The sequence below is a fragment of the Streptomyces sp. NPDC058674 genome, from assembly GCF_042716505.1.
In the GTDB taxonomy this organism is placed as follows: domain Bacteria; phylum Actinomycetota; class Actinomycetes; order Streptomycetales; family Streptomycetaceae; genus Streptomyces.
In genome coordinates, this window is the sequence record NZ_JBHXSC010000033.1 from 61739 (window position 1) to 74357 (window position 12619).

14 protein-coding genes are annotated in these 12619 nt (G+C 74.2%); 8 read left to right on the forward strand and 6 right to left on the reverse strand.

What is annotated here, in order from left to right; genetic code table 11:
- Positions 1 to 167 precede the first annotated feature (167 nt).
- The gene (locus tag ACFWU6_RS18785; protein ID WP_383981997.1) at positions 168 to 878 is read left to right on the forward strand and encodes an esterase/lipase family protein; all 711 of its coding nucleotides are present in this window, start codon (positions 168 to 170) and stop codon (positions 876 to 878) included.
- Here ACFWU6_RS18785 and ACFWU6_RS18790 read toward each other — a convergent pair.
- A complete protein-coding gene (locus ACFWU6_RS18790) occupies positions 875 to 1480 on the reverse strand; it encodes a hypothetical protein (protein WP_383807218.1) in 606 nt (201 codons plus the stop codon). The two genes, ACFWU6_RS18785 and ACFWU6_RS18790, sit on opposite strands and share 4 nt — an antisense overlap.
- Positions 1481 to 1558: 78 nt before the next feature.
- Here ACFWU6_RS18790 and ACFWU6_RS18795 point away from each other — a divergent pair, with 78 nt between their 5' ends.
- Positions 1559 to 2377, forward strand: coding sequence for a hypothetical protein (locus ACFWU6_RS18795; protein WP_383981999.1), 819 nt, complete (start codon positions 1559 to 1561; stop codon positions 2375 to 2377).
- A gap of 9 nt (positions 2378 to 2386) precedes the next feature.
- On the opposite strand, the gene ACFWU6_RS18800 is transcribed toward ACFWU6_RS18795, so the two are convergent.
- Positions 2387 to 2809, reverse strand: a complete 423-nt coding sequence (locus ACFWU6_RS18800; RefSeq protein ID WP_383807214.1) for a MarR family winged helix-turn-helix transcriptional regulator — start codon at positions 2807 to 2809, stop codon at positions 2387 to 2389.
- 94 nt (positions 2810 to 2903) lie between these two features.
- Between ACFWU6_RS18800 and ACFWU6_RS18805 the strand changes: the two genes are divergently transcribed.
- The 3 genes from ACFWU6_RS18805 to ACFWU6_RS18815 all read left to right on the forward strand — a co-directional run bounded on the left by ACFWU6_RS18805 (position 2904) and on the right by ACFWU6_RS18815 (position 5347).
- Positions 2904 to 3932 carry an NADP-dependent oxidoreductase gene (locus ACFWU6_RS18805; protein WP_383807211.1) on the forward strand — a complete coding sequence of 343 codons (1029 nt, stop codon included), beginning with the start codon at positions 2904 to 2906 and terminating at the stop codon, positions 3930 to 3932.
- A 64-nt stretch (positions 3933 to 3996) separates the two neighbouring features.
- Entirely contained in the window at positions 3997 to 4419 is a 423-nt protein-coding gene (locus ACFWU6_RS18810) for an organic hydroperoxide resistance protein (RefSeq protein WP_383807208.1), read from the forward strand.
- Positions 4420 to 4525: 106 nt separating this feature from the next.
- A complete protein-coding gene (locus ACFWU6_RS18815; protein ID WP_383982001.1) occupies positions 4526 to 5347 on the forward strand; it encodes an EI24 domain-containing protein in 822 nt (273 codons plus the stop codon).
- 65 nt (positions 5348 to 5412) lie between these two features.
- On the opposite strand, the gene ACFWU6_RS18820 is transcribed toward ACFWU6_RS18815, so the two are convergent.
- On the reverse strand, positions 5413 to 6330 hold the full coding sequence (locus tag ACFWU6_RS18820) for an NAD(P)-binding domain-containing protein (protein WP_383982003.1): 918 nt from the start codon (positions 6328 to 6330) through the stop codon (positions 5413 to 5415).
- Between the two features lie 147 nt (positions 6331 to 6477).
- Here ACFWU6_RS18820 and ACFWU6_RS18825 point away from each other — a divergent pair, with 147 nt between their 5' ends.
- Positions 6478 to 6762: a winged helix-turn-helix transcriptional regulator gene (locus ACFWU6_RS18825; RefSeq protein WP_383807200.1), complete on the forward strand. Its 285-nt coding sequence runs from the start codon at positions 6478 to 6480 to the stop codon at positions 6760 to 6762.
- Positions 6763 to 6769: 7 nt separating this feature from the next.
- Here the strand turns inward: ACFWU6_RS18825 and ACFWU6_RS18830 are convergent, their stop codons facing one another.
- The gene (locus ACFWU6_RS18830) at positions 6770 to 7486 is read right to left on the reverse strand and encodes a carbon-nitrogen hydrolase family protein (protein WP_383807196.1); all 717 of its coding nucleotides are present in this window, start codon (positions 7484 to 7486) and stop codon (positions 6770 to 6772) included.
- Positions 7487 to 7617: 131 nt separating this feature from the next.
- Complete coding sequence (locus ACFWU6_RS18835) at positions 7618 to 8199, reverse strand: TetR/AcrR family transcriptional regulator (RefSeq protein ID WP_383982005.1); 582 nt, start codon at positions 8197 to 8199, stop codon at positions 7618 to 7620.
- 157 nt (positions 8200 to 8356) lie between these two features.
- Here ACFWU6_RS18835 and ACFWU6_RS18840 point away from each other — a divergent pair, with 157 nt between their 5' ends.
- Positions 8357 to 10822, forward strand: a complete 2466-nt coding sequence (locus ACFWU6_RS18840) for a glycoside hydrolase family 3 protein (protein WP_383982007.1) — start codon at positions 8357 to 8359, stop codon at positions 10820 to 10822.
- Positions 10823 to 10930: 108 nt separating this feature from the next.
- Here ACFWU6_RS18840 and ACFWU6_RS18845 read toward each other — a convergent pair whose 3' ends face one another.
- Positions 10931 to 11827, reverse strand: coding sequence for a GDSL-type esterase/lipase family protein (locus ACFWU6_RS18845; protein WP_383807187.1), 897 nt, complete (start codon positions 11825 to 11827; stop codon positions 10931 to 10933).
- Positions 11828 to 12077: 250 nt separating this feature from the next.
- Between ACFWU6_RS18845 and ACFWU6_RS18850 the strand changes: the two genes are divergently transcribed.
- Complete coding sequence (locus tag ACFWU6_RS18850; RefSeq protein ID WP_383807184.1) at positions 12078 to 12572, forward strand: DUF3145 domain-containing protein; 495 nt, start codon at positions 12078 to 12080, stop codon at positions 12570 to 12572.
- Positions 12573 to 12619 lie beyond the last annotated feature (47 nt).

Below are 12619 nucleotides of genomic sequence, written 5' to 3' on the forward strand. Positions count from 1 at the left end.
GCCGGTCGCTTTTCACATCATCTCGGGTATTTCGGGTGAACCGCCCGTTGGGCTGCTCCGGCCGGGGGGTGGCCCGCGCCTGCATGGGGGTGGATTTCTGTACCGACAGGCAGCACCATGCGCGCACCGCACGCGCTACTGGCGCGTAACAAGGTAAAGGGGATGCGATGCTGACGGCCCGCCAGGGACTGACCGCCCTCCTGACGCTCTGCCTGGCGCTGCTGGCGCCCCTCCCGGCCCATGCCGCCGACCGGGGGCCCGGGCGCGCGCCTGATCAGGCATCACCACGGAATCCGGTGGTCTTCGTGCACGGCTACAACGCCGATCCGGGGGTGTGGGGGTCCCTGCGCGAGGACCTGCGCGCCGACGGCCGCGCCGACGCGGAGCTCTTCTCATGGGGTTACGACACCCACCAGTCCGTCAACGAGGTGCTCTCCGGGCGGCTCGCCGCATACGTGGAGGAGGTGCGCAGGCAGACCGGCGCCGCCCGGGTGGACGTCGTCTCGCACTCCTTCGGCTCGCTGGTGAGCCGCTGGTACGTGAAGTTCGGCGGCGGCTCGGCCGCCGTCGGCCACTGGGTCTCGCTGGCCGGCCCCAACCGCGGCACCTCCACCGCCTGGACGTGCGCCCTGTGGGACCAGGCCTGCCGGGACATGACCCCCGGCTCGTACGTGGTGCGGAACCTGAACGCCGGGGACGAGACCCCGGGCGCGGTGCGGTACGCCACCTTCTGGTCGAACTGCGACGAGGTGGTCAACCCGGACGACAGCGTCCCGCTCACCGGGGCGGCCAATACGGCGGTCGGCTGCCTGAAGCACAACGACCTCCTCGGCGACGACGCCGCCTCGGCGGGGGTGCGCGCCTTCCTCGCCTCCTAACGGGCGGTGCCCGGAGCGGTCTCGACGCCGTCCACGGCGACCCGCTGGAGCAGGCCGTACGTGAACTCCGCCACGCACGGCCGCCCCAGCGCGGCGAACGCCAGGCGCCACCGGGTCGGCGCGGTGCCCTCCATCGGCCGGACCGGTGCGAAGGCCCGCGCCACCTCGTCCACCGTGGCCGACCAGGGCCGCAGGTCGGCCGCGGACTCCAGTACGGGGCCGGGCGCGCCCGGGGCCCGGACCAGCCACTCGTTCCACACTGCCCCGTCCGGCGCGGCCAGCACCTCGAAGCGCAACTCCGGCCAGAGCGGCACCGGCCACGCCAGGGCGTCGCACTCCAGGTCGCCGATCTTCCGGCGCTCGGCCGACTCCGGCGGGCCGAGCACCGAGCGGTACCGGGCCAGGGCCCCGCGGGACCGCGGCGAGCGCACCATGGCCTGCCAGCGCCGGTTCGCCTCGCGCTGCTCCGCGAGCGAGGCCCCCAGCCGGTGGCGTGCCTCCTCGGCCAGGTCCGGCTGGAAGTCCGCCATGCGGCGCAGCAGCACCAGCTGGAAGGCGGCCGGGCCGAAGGGCCCCGGGCGGGCGGACGGGGTCGCTGTCATGGAGGCAACGATTCCACACAGGATCCTTACGTTCCCGGGATACGGATGTTGCCGGTGAGCGCATAGCCTGCGGGCGCCATGAACTACTGCCACGCCTGTCGGAGGCACCTCAACGGCGCACTGGCGTGCGCCGGCTGCGGAACCCCGGCCGAGTACCTCGTACCCGCCGCGCCCGTCGCGCCGGGCGTCCCCGCCGCCACGCCCGGACCCGCCACGCCCGGACCCGCCACGCCCGGACCCGGCGGGCCCCCGCCCGGCGGACCCGGGGCCGCCGAGCCGCACGCGCTCGCCGACGTCTATGCCGACTCCCTCGTCGTGCTGTCCGCGCCGCACGAGCGCAGGCCCGGCGCGCGCCGCCGCTCCGCGCACCGCAGGCGCCGCCGGACGGTGCTGAACGTCGGGCTCGGGCTGCTGCTCGCGACCGGCGGCTCGCTCGCCGTGGCCCGCATGGTGGTCGACGGGGACCGCAGCGACCGCGCCTCCACGGTGGTGCTGACCGACGAGGCGGGTCCCGACCGGCCCGTGCCGCTCCCGGAGGCGCCGAAGGCCGGGGCCACCTCGGCCGGGGCGTCCCCGAGGACCGCCGCTCCGGCGAAGGCGGCCGGCGGGGACACGAAGACGGCGGGGCCCGCGGCCTCCTCCGCGAGCGCGACGCAGCCGGGTCCGGCGTCGTCCGCCCCCGCGCCCGCCCCCTCGGCTCCGGCCTCCGCAAGTCCCGGTGCGGGGGAGTCCGTACAGCCCACCGCGTCGGGGAAGCCGTCGCCCAGCGCCTCGGGGAGCGCGAAGCCGGCGAAGACCTCGGCGCCGCCCAAGCCCACGAAGACGCCCGGGCCGCCGGCGCCCACGCCGACGCGGACCCCGCCGCCGTGTCAGTGGTGGGACTTCACCTGCTGGTGAGGGGCGCCGTCAGCCCAGCATCCGCCTGAGCAGGTCCCGCAGGGCTGTCCGCTCCTGCGCGGACAGCCCGGCCAGCGGTTCGCGCGCGAAGTCCAGCGACTCGCGCAGCCGCTCCGCCGTCAGGAGGCCCTCCTGCGTCGGGGCGGCCAGCTTGACCCGGCGGTCCGCCGGGTCCGGGCGCCGCTCGACCAGGCCGCGGGTCTCCAGCCGGTCGACGATGCCGGTCACGTTCGACGGCTCACAGCGCAGCTTCTGCGCGATCCGGCGCATCGGCAGCGGCTCCAGCGCCAACAGGTTCAGCACCCTCGCCTGGGCGCCCGTGAGCTGGTGGCTGGCCGCCGCGTGCTCGTACTCCGTGTGGTAGCGGGCCACGACGTCGCCGATGAGTTCGACGACCTCGACGGTCACTGGGTCTGCGCGACGACTGGGCATGGAACCAGCGTACCCATTTACTTGACAACATGAAATATCCAGGCGCATGGTTGTTTCACATTGTGAAGCATTCTTTCCTCGTCAGGAGCCCCGCATGTCCGTGTCAGAGATCCCCGCTGTCAGCCGCGAGTGGCACCTCGTCCGCCGCCCGCAGGGCTGGCCCGTCGCCGAGGACTTCGCCCTGCGCGAGGTACCGGTCTCCGCCGAGCCCGCCGCCGGCCGGATCCTCGTGCGCAACCTCCACATGTCCGTGGACCCCTACATGCGCGGCCGGATGAACGACACGAAGTCCTACATCCCGCCCTTCCAGCTGGACGAGCCGATGCAGGGCGGCGCCGTCGGCGAGGTCGTCGCCTCCGCCGCCGAGGGCTTCGCCGTCGGCGACCACGTCCTGCACCACCTGGGCTGGCGCGAGTACGCCGACCTCGACGCGAAGCACGCCACCGCGGTGGACGCCTCGCTCGCGCCGCTCTCCGCCTACCTGGGCGTGCTCGGCATGCCGGGCCTGACCGCCTACGCCGGACTCTTCGAGGTCGCCTCCTTCAAGGAGGGCGACGCCGTCTTCGTCTCCGGCGCCGCCGGTGCGGTCGGCAGCCTCGTCGGCCAGTTCGCGAAGATCAAGGGCGCGTCCCGGGTGATCGGCTCCGCCGGCTCGGACGAGAAGGTGACCCTCCTCACGGAGAAGTACGGCTTCGACGCCGCCTTCAACTACAAGAACGGCCCCGTCGGCGAGCAGCTGCGCGCCGCCGCCCCCGAGGGCATCGACGTCTACTTCGACAACGTCGGCGGCGACCACCTCGAAGCCGCGATCTCCTCCCTCAAGGTGCACGGCCGCGCCACCCTGTGCGGTGCCATCGCCGGATACAACGACACCGAGGCCGCGCCCGGCCCGCGCAACCTGATGATGGTCATCGGCAAGCGGCTGCGCCTGCAGGGCATCCTCGTCGGCGACCACGCCGGACTCCAGCAGCAGTTCGTCCAGGACGTCGCCGGCTGGCTGAACTCGGGCGAGCTGCGCTACGACGAGACGGTCGTCGAGGGCGTCGAGAACGCCACCTCCGCCTTCCTCGGCATGCTGCGCGGAGAGAACACCGGAAAGATGATCGTTTCTTTCACCGGTTAGGCTCACTCCACACCGTCGCGGCCCGTGGGCGCGAGTCGCGGCGATCACCAGGAGGATTTTCTACATGTCCATCCAGCAGTCCGATGTCGCGTACACCGCTGTCGCCACCGCCGAGAACGGCCGTGACGGCCGCGTCGCCACCCACGACGGGCAGCTCGACGTCGTCGTGAACCCGCCGAAGGAGCTCGGCGGCAGCGGCGCCGGCACCAACCCGGAGCAGCTGTTCGCCGCCGGCTACAGCGCCTGCTTCCAGGGCGCCCTGGGCGTCGTCGCGAAGAACGAGAACGCCGACGTCTCCGGTTCGACCGTCACCGCTGAGGTCGGCATCGGCAAGAACGACGACGGCTTCGGCCTGATCGTCAAGATCTCCGCCGTGATCCCGAACGTGGACCCCGCCACGGCCAAGGACCTCATCGAGAAGGCCCACCAGGTCTGCCCGTACTCCAAGGCCACCCGCGGCAACATCACCGTCGAGCTCGCCGTCTGACCCAGCGGTCCCCGCTGACCGCGCGTCGCGCACGCCGGACCGGCGCCCGCACGCGTGAAGGCCGCACCCCCGTCCGGGGGTGCGGCCTTCCCCGTAAACTGACCCCATGCGTGATCTTGCGGGGGGCTTCCGGTATCTGCTGGCCGGACAGCGATGGGTGTTCGGGCACGGCCGGTGGCTCGGGTTCGGGCTGCTGCCCGGACTGGTGTCGCTGGTCCTCTACGCCGCGGCCATGGTCGGGCTCTACTCCGGCGCCGACGACCTGGCGGCCTGGGCCACGCCCTTCGCCGAGGACTGGTCCTCGCCGTGGCTCGGCCTCTTCCGGGGCTTCCTGACCGGCGTGGTCTTCGGCCTCGGGCTCTTCCTCGCCGTCATCACCTTCACCGCCGTGACCCTGCTGGTCGGCCAGCCCTTCTACGAGTCCCTCTCCGAGCAGGTGGACCGCAGCGAGGGGGGCGAGGTGCCGGAGTCCGGCCTGCCGCTCTGGCGGGAGCTGTGGGTGTCGGCCCGGGACAGCGTCAGGGTGCTCGGCCGCGTGCTGCTCTACGGCCTGCTGCTCTTCGCCCTGGGCTTCGTCCCGGTGATCGGGCAGACCGTGGTCCCCTTCCTCGGCTTCTGCGTCTCCGGGTACTTCCTCACCCAGGAGCTCACCGCCGTCGCCCTCCAGCGCCGCAAGGTGGAACTGGCCGAGCGGCTGGAGCTGCTGCGGTCGCGCCGGATGATGGTGCTCGGCTTCGGGGTGCCGCTGGTCCTGGCCTTCGTGGTGCCGCTCGTCGCGGTGTTCCTGATGCCGGGCGCGGTGGCGGGGGCCACGCTGATGGCGCGGGACCTGATGGGCGGCGCGGACGCGCCGGGGGGCCGGGCGGCCGGTGAGCCGGCGGCGCCCGCCGCACCGGCGACCGGCTTCGGGCCGCCGCCGGTCTACTAGGCCGCCTCCTTCCCCGGCGGGGCCTTCCCGGCGGGGGCTTTCCGGCCGGGCCGGGCGAGCGCGGGCTACGGCAGTTTCCGGCCGCCCGGGGGACCGGTGCGCAGCAGGGCGATGGCGCCGATCGTGTCCTCCCCGCCGTGGGCGGCCGGGTCCGCGTCCAGCCGGCGCCGCATCAGGTCCAGGTACGGGGAGATCAGCTCCGCTCCGACGCCCTGCTCCGCGGCGGTGCGCAGCAGGGTGCCGCCGGCCGCGACCTGCATGGCGAGGTTGGACACCACTCCGGTGGTCAGGTCCTTTGAGGTCAGCCGCTCGGCGGCGTCGGCGACGAAGAAGCCCATGGCGCCCAGCCACTCGGACAGCAGCGGCGCCAGGTCCTTCGGGGCGATGCCCTCGCCCTCGATCAGGGCGTAGGCGTGCGAGACGCCGGCGAACAGGCCGTACATCGCGCTCAGCAGCGCCACGTCGTGCAGGGCCGCGTGGCCCGGGTCCCCGCCGACGTAGCGGGCGCCGGCCGGGACCTCCAGCGTGGCGCGGTGGGCGTCGAAGAGGGCGCGCGAGCCGCTGTAGAAGACGTAGCCCCCGGCCTCGGGAACGCCGATCATCGTCGGCGTGGCCATGATCCCGGCGTCCACGAACCGGGCCCCGCGCGCCTCGGCCCAGGCGGCCCGGGCGCGGCCCTCGGCGGGGGTGCCGGTGGTGAGGTTGACCAGGTCCTTGCCGGTGAGGTCGACGCCGTCCAGGACGGAGCCGACCCCGGCGTCGTCCAGCAGGCACACCACGACCAGGGAGTTGGCGGCCACTGCCGCTGCGGGGTCGGCGGCGAGGAGCGCGCCCTCGGCGGCCAGCGGCGCGGCCTTGGCGGCGGTGCGGTTCCAGACGGTGAGGGGATGCCCGGCGGCGAGCCAGGTGCGGGCGAGGGCGGTGCCCATGTCACCGAGGCCGAGCAGGGTGAGCGGGTGCTTCGTCGTGTTGTTGTCGGTCATGGCGTTTAGCCTGGTGGCAGGCTGTGAGGCGCTCAAGTACGCACTTCGGAGTGGGTGGTTACCCCGAGGTGAGCGAGCAGGTGGGAGGGGTGTGCGATGGCGGTGACGCGAAGGCCCGGTGCGGATCACTGCGGGATCGCCGCGGCGATGTCCGTGATCGACGGCAAATGGAAGGTCTCGCTCCTGTGGGAGCTGGAGCAGCGGCCGCGCCGCTTCGGTGAACTGCGGCGGCTGGTCCCGGGGGTCTCGGAGAAGGTGCTCGCCGCGCAACTGCGGGAGCTGGAGGCGGACGGCGTCGTCCTGCGGGAGGTCCACGACGAGGTCCCGCCGAAAGTCGAGTACTCCCTGACCCCGCTGGGCCGGGAGCTGAACGGAGCCCTGGAGGCCCTGGGGCAGTGGGGCTCCAGGCACCTGCTCGCGGAGCCCGCCTGACCGGCGCTCAGACGGCGGGGACGTCGACGGTGACCACGCCGGGGGTGCGGTCGTCCGCCTCGGCGAGTATCTCGCCGCCCGGCGCCCAGAACGCCGCACCGCCGCAGCCCGTCCACGGGCCCGCCGCCCCGACGTGGTTGGCGAGCGCGACGTACAGGCCGTGCTCCCGCGCGATCCCCGGGTGCACGGTGGCGCGTTCGCGGACGCCCTCGCCCGTCCCGTACAGGGAGCCGGCCAGGTGGACCCGGCAGCCGTCGGCGGCGGCCCGGCCGGTCAGCCCGGAGAAGTGGTTGTCGTAGCAGACACCCAGCGAGAAGCGGATGCCGCCGAGCTCGAAGCGCCCGTCCTCCCGGCCCGCCGCGAAGACGGCCTGCTCGTGGCGGAACAGGTGCTGCTTCGCGTACGTCGTCACGTGCGCGCCGTCCGCGTCGTGGACCAGGGTCGCGATGGCGGGCCGCGGGCCGTCACCGCGCAGTGCGACGTTCACCGCGGTGGCGATGCCGGCGGAGCGCAGCGGGTCCAGGCGCGGGTCGTCCTCGGGGTCCGTCCACAGGCGCGGGTCTGCCGCCAGGGCCTCCAGCTCGTAGCCGGTCAGGGTGAGCTCGGGGAAGACCACCAGCTCGGCGCCCTCTCCACGGGCCCGCGCGGCGAGCGCGGCCGCCTGCGCCGCATTGGCGCGAACGTCGGCGGGGACACAGGTCAGCTGGGCTGCGGCGATCTTCACCGGCTCAGGATGCCAGCCCGCCGGCGAGCCGTCGCCGGCGGAGTACCGCTTGCGCCCGGAGGCGGGCGGGAGCCGCCGCCCTGAGGTCCGGAGCGGTCTCGCCGAGAGCCCGGGCGGGCGCGGCGGCGGGGTCAGCCGTCGGAGTCCGGCCCCCGCAGCAGGACCAGGAAGGAGCGGAACGCGGCGGGCATGTCCACCGCCTCCGGAGCCAGCAGCCACTGGTACTGGAGGCCGTCCATCACGGCGGTCAGCAGCGGCGCGGCCTGGTCCGGGGTGAGGCCCGAGGGGAGCCGCTCGCCGAACTCGGTGCGCAGGACCGCAGCCATCTCGGAGCGGACCTGCGCGTAGCGCCGGGTGAAGAACTCCCGAGCCGGATGGTCGTCGGTGACGCTCTCGCCCAGCAGCGCGGAGAAGGTCTGCACGATGCCCGGCCGCATGGCGTTGTAGTCCACCAGCGAGGCCAGCAGGTCCAGCCGCCAGGTGTCGGCGGCGGCGCGGGAGCCGCCGCCGGTGTCCCACCGGTCGCGCTCCTCCAACACCGCGACCAGCAGGGCCTCCTTCGTCGGGAAGTGGTGCAGCAGCCCCTGCTGGGTCAGGGCCACGCGCTCGGCGACGGCCGCCAGGGAGGCGCCCCGGTACCCGCGTTCCGCGATCACCTCGACGGCGGCGCGGACGATCTCCGCCCGCCGCTCCTCGCTCCTCGCCCTGGCCATCGCCGCGGCCCCTCTCGTCGTGCGCACCCTGCCAGCAGGACCGTACGGCATGGCAATGTCACGAAAGGGTGACGAAGCCTACCGTTCGCCAGGTGTCGGGTCCACGATGGGCCGACCGCACCGCACCCCCGAACGCACTCGACGAGGAGGCACGGCCGTGACCGATGCCGATCAGGCCCGCGAACAGGCCCGCGCACAGGCCCGCGAACACGCCGTGGAAGCGGCCCTGGGCACGCTCGATCTCGACACCAAGGCCCGGCTCCTGGCCGGCCAGGACATGTGGTCCCTGCCCGCCGTCCCCGAGATCGGACTGGGCTCACTGGTGATGTCCGACGGCCCGGTCGGGGTGCGGGGCGTGCGCTGGACCGCCGACGACCCCTCCGTGGCCCTGCCCTCCCCGACCGCGGTCGCCGCCGCCTGGGACCCCGCACTGGCCCGCCGGGCCGGCCGCCTCCTCGCCCAGGAGGCCCGCCGCAAGGGCGTCCACGTCCTCCTCGCACCGACGGTGAACCTGCACCGCTCCCCGCTCGGCGGCCGGCACTTCGAGTGCTACTCCGAGGACCCGTACCTCACCGGGGCCGTCGGCAGCGGCTACGTGAACGGCGTCCAGGACGGCGGGGTCGGCACCACCGTCAAGCACTTCGTCGGCAACGACGCCGAGACCGAGCGGTTCACCGTCGACAGCGTCATCGCCCCGCGCCCGCTGCGCGAGGTGTACCTGGCCCCCTTCGAGGCCGTCGTGGCCAACGCCCACCCGTGGGGCATCATGACCGCCTACAACCGGGTCAACGGCACCACCATGACCGAGCACCGCCACCTGGTCGAGGAGGTCCTGCGCGCCGAGTGGGGCTTCGACGGCTGCAACGTCTCCGACTGGACGGCCGCCCGGTCCACCACCGGCGACATCGCGGGCGGCCTCGACGTGGCCATGCCCGGCCCCGCCACCGTCTACGGGCCCGCCCTGGCCGAGGCCGTCCGCGCCGGGGAGGTTCCCGAGTCCGCCGTCGACGCGGCCGTCCGCAACGTCCTGCGCCTCGCCGCCCGCGTCGGCCTCCTGGAGGGCGTCCCCGCCGCCGTCGCCGAGCCCCCGTCCGGCATCGACGGCCCGGCCCTGGCCCGCGAGCTGGCCGTCCGCGGCTTCGTCCTCGTCCGCAACGAGGGCGCCGCCCTGCCGCTCGACGCCTCCGCCGGGCGCACCGTCGCCCTCGCGGGCGCCGCCGCCCGCGACGCCCGCGTCCTGGGCGGGGGGTCCGCGACCGTCTTCCCCGAGCGGATCGTCTCCCCGCTCGACGGCCTCACCGCGGCGCTCCCGGACGGCGCGCTGACCTACAGCGTCGGCGCCGACCCGTCCGACGAACTGGTCCCCGCCGACCAGGGCTTCGAGCTGCGCGCCGTCTGCCGCGACGCCTTCGGCGCCGTGCTCGGCGAGGTCGGGCTGCCCACCGGCCAGGTCCAGTGGATCGGCGACGACCTGCCCGCGGGCGCCTCGTACGCGACGATGGCGAGCATCGAGGTGACCGGTACGTTCCTGCCGCGCGAGAGCGGCGAGCACGCCTTCGGCACCCGCGGGCTCGGCGGCTTCACGCTGGCCGTCGGCGGCCGGACCCTGTGGGAGGGCGTCCAGGAGAAGGGCGACGAGGGCGACCCCTTCGAAGCCTTCTTCGGAACCCCCGGCGAGCGCGCCCGCGCCACCCTCGCCGCCGGCGAGCCCGTCGAGGTGTCGCTGACGTGCCGGGTGCCCGACATGAGCGCGCTGCCGCTCCAGGCGGTCGTGTTCTCGCTGCTCCACCTCGGTCCGCAGCGCGACCCCGACGAGCTGATCGCCGAGGCCGTGGCGGCCGCCCGCGCCGCCGACACCGCCGTGGTGGTCGTCGCCACCACCGAGCGCGTGGAGTCCGAGGGCTTCGACCGCCGCGACCTCGCCCTGCCGGGCCGTCAGGACGACCTGGTGCGGGCCGTCGCCGCCGCCAACCCGAACACCGTCGTCGTGGTCAACGCCGGCTCCCCGGTCGAGCTCCCGTGGCGCGAGGACGTGGCCGCCGTACTGCTGACCTGGTTCCCCGGGCAGGAGGGCGGGGCCGCCCTCGCCGACGTGCTCCTCGGCGACGCGGAGCCCGGCGGGCGGCTGCCCACCACCTGGCCCGCCCGCTTCGCGGACGCGCCCGTCACGGAGGTCGTCCCCGTGGAGGGGCGCCTGGAGTACCGCGAGGGGCTGTTCATCGGATACCGGGCCTACGAGAAGGAGGGCGTCACGCCCGCCTTCCCCTTCGGGCACGGCCTCGGCTACACCGACTGGGCGTACGAGTCCCTGGAGGCCACCGCCGATACCGTCCGGGTCCGCGTCACCAACACCGGCACCCGGCGCGGCCGCGAGGTCGTCCAGGTCTACCTGGCGCCCCGGCAGGACGCGGTCGAGCGTCCGGCGAGCTGGCTCGCCGCCTTCGCGGGCGTCGAGGCGGGCCCCGGGGAGAGCGTCGAGGCCGAGATCGCGCTGCCCGCCCGCGCCTTCGAGGTCTGGGACGAGGACGCCGGCGGCTGGGAGCGGATCGGCGGCACCTACGAGGTCCGCGCGAGCCGCTCGCACGCCGACACCCGGCTGACGGCCACGCTCGACATCGCGTGACGCGCCGGCGCGACACGCCGCTGCACCCCGGTAGGACCGGATTGGCCGGAAATCACCCCAGAAACGAACCGGGGGCGGGCCCTGGCACCCGCTCCCGGTTCGTCCGCGTCAACGCGGCGGATCGGCCGCCGTCACCTGGCGGTGCGCCAGCTCGGCCAGCCGCGCCTGCCCCTCCCTGCCCGGGTGGAACCAGTCCCAGCGGCTGAGCTGCCGGGCCCCGAAGGGGTACTGGAACACCGCGCCGCCGTCGTAGCGGCACAGCGCGTCCTTCGCGCAGACCTCGCGCAGCACCTCGTTGTACTCGACCACCCGCGCCCGCACCTGCTCGCGCCGGGCGGTCGCACCCGTCGCCGCCGACAGGGGGTCGGCGAGCATCGACTGGCAGATCCCGAGCTTCCACACCTGACGGACCATCGGGAGGTCCTTGCCCTGCTCCCACAGCCGCTGGAGGTCCGGGACGCTGGAGACGTACACCTGCGACTCGGGGGAGGCGGCCCGCAGCGCGGCGAGCGCCCGCTCGAAGCCGGACCGGAACTCGGCGACCGGGGTCATCGACGAAGTCGTGGGCCGGCAGGCGTCGTTCGAACCCACCATCACCGTGACCAGGCCGGGCTTGTGCGCGGCGGCTTCGGCGAGCTGCCCCGGCAGGTCCGCCATCCGGGAGCCGGTCACGGCGTGGTTCCAGCTGCGGGCCGCCGCGCCGGCGTCGCCGAGCAGCCGGGTGGCCAGCGAGCGGACCGCCGGGTCGCTGCCGGTGGCCCAGGACACCTCCGGACAGTCGGCCAGCACCGAACAGGCGTCGAAGCCGCGCGTGATGGAATCGCCCACGGCCGCGATGGAGGAGGGCGCCGTGTTCCAGCGGGGCGCCGACTGCGCCCCGGGCCCGCCCCCGTCCGCCGTGCCGCCCGGACCGCACCCGGCCACCGCCCCGGCCAGCAGGACCACCGCCGCTCCCGCGCCCGCGAGGGTCGGGCGCGCCCGGCGGCGCGGAGCGGTGGTGCGCATGGGTGGGTCCCCTCCTCGTCACCCCCTCCCGTTCGGGGGCGTCCTGCTGAGTGAAAGCTCTGCTTCTTACGGGCCTCGGAGCGACCGTACGTCACACCGCGACCCCTGGCGCACGGTAGCTTTTTCCCGTGGCGTTTCGGCCGCAGGTCCCGTTGCGCAATGTCAAATAATTTCCGTTACATTACATCACGTCACATACTGTCCGTTTTATGGAGTTTATTCTCGACCTCGTCCCACACTGGAGGTCCCGGTGACGACACGTGGAGTCCTGTACGTGCACTCCGCACCGCGCGCACTCTGCCCGCACGTGGAATGGGCCGTTGCGGGCGTGCTCGGGGTGCGGGTGAACCTCGACTGGATCCGGCAGCCCGCCTCCCCCGGCACCTGGAGAGCCGAGTTCTCCTGGCAGGCCGAAGCCGGCACCGCCTCGAAGCTCGCCTCCGCGCTGCGCGGCTGGCACCTGCTGCGCTTCGAAGTGACCGCGGAACCCTGTCCGACCGCCGAGGGCGAGCGCTACAGCTGCACCCCGCAGCTCGGCATCTTCCACGCCGTCACCGGCATGCACGGCGACATCCTGATTCCCGAGGACCGGCTGCGCGCCGCCCTCGCCCGCTCCGCGCACGCCGAGACCGACCTGGAGGCCGAGATCGCCACACTGCTCGGCAAGCCCTGGGACGACGAACTGGAGCCCTTCCGCCACGCGGGCGAGGGCGCCCCGGTCCGCTGGCTCCACCAGGTGGTCTGAGGACGCCCGGCCGCGCTTCGTACGAGAGGGCCCCGCCCGGCGACTGC

Bases quoted from the DNA above. Each gene is read 5' to 3' on its own strand.
- ACFWU6_RS18805 (WP_383807211.1), top strand. From the start codon at position 2,904: ATGTCCGTGTCAGAGATCCCCGCTGTCAGCCGCGAGTGGCACCTCGTC.
- ACFWU6_RS18825 (WP_383807200.1), top strand. From the start codon at position 6,478: ATGTCCGTGATCGACGGCAAATGGAAGGTCTCGCTCCTGTGGGAGCTG.
- ACFWU6_RS18820 (WP_383982003.1), bottom strand. From the start codon at position 6,330: ATGACCGACAACAACACGACGAAGCACCCGCTCACCCTGCTCGGCCTC.
- ACFWU6_RS18795 (WP_383981999.1), top strand. From the start codon at position 1,559: ATGAACTACTGCCACGCCTGTCGGAGGCACCTCAACGGCGCACTGGCG.
- ACFWU6_RS18785 (WP_383981997.1), top strand. From the start codon at position 168: ATGCTGACGGCCCGCCAGGGACTGACCGCCCTCCTGACGCTCTGCCTG.
- ACFWU6_RS18845 (WP_383807187.1), bottom strand. From the start codon at position 11,827: ATGCGCACCACCGCTCCGCGCCGCCGGGCGCGCCCGACCCTCGCGGGC.
- ACFWU6_RS18790 (WP_383807218.1), bottom strand. From the start codon at position 1,480: ATGACAGCGACCCCGTCCGCCCGCCCGGGGCCCTTCGGCCCGGCCGCC.
- ACFWU6_RS18815 (WP_383982001.1), top strand. From the start codon at position 4,526: ATGCGTGATCTTGCGGGGGGCTTCCGGTATCTGCTGGCCGGACAGCGA.
- ACFWU6_RS18835 (WP_383982005.1), bottom strand. From the start codon at position 8,199: ATGGCCAGGGCGAGGAGCGAGGAGCGGCGGGCGGAGATCGTCCGCGCC.
- ACFWU6_RS18810 (WP_383807208.1), top strand. From the start codon at position 3,997: ATGTCCATCCAGCAGTCCGATGTCGCGTACACCGCTGTCGCCACCGCC.
- ACFWU6_RS18800 (WP_383807214.1), bottom strand. From the start codon at position 2,809: ATGCCCAGTCGTCGCGCAGACCCAGTGACCGTCGAGGTCGTCGAACTC.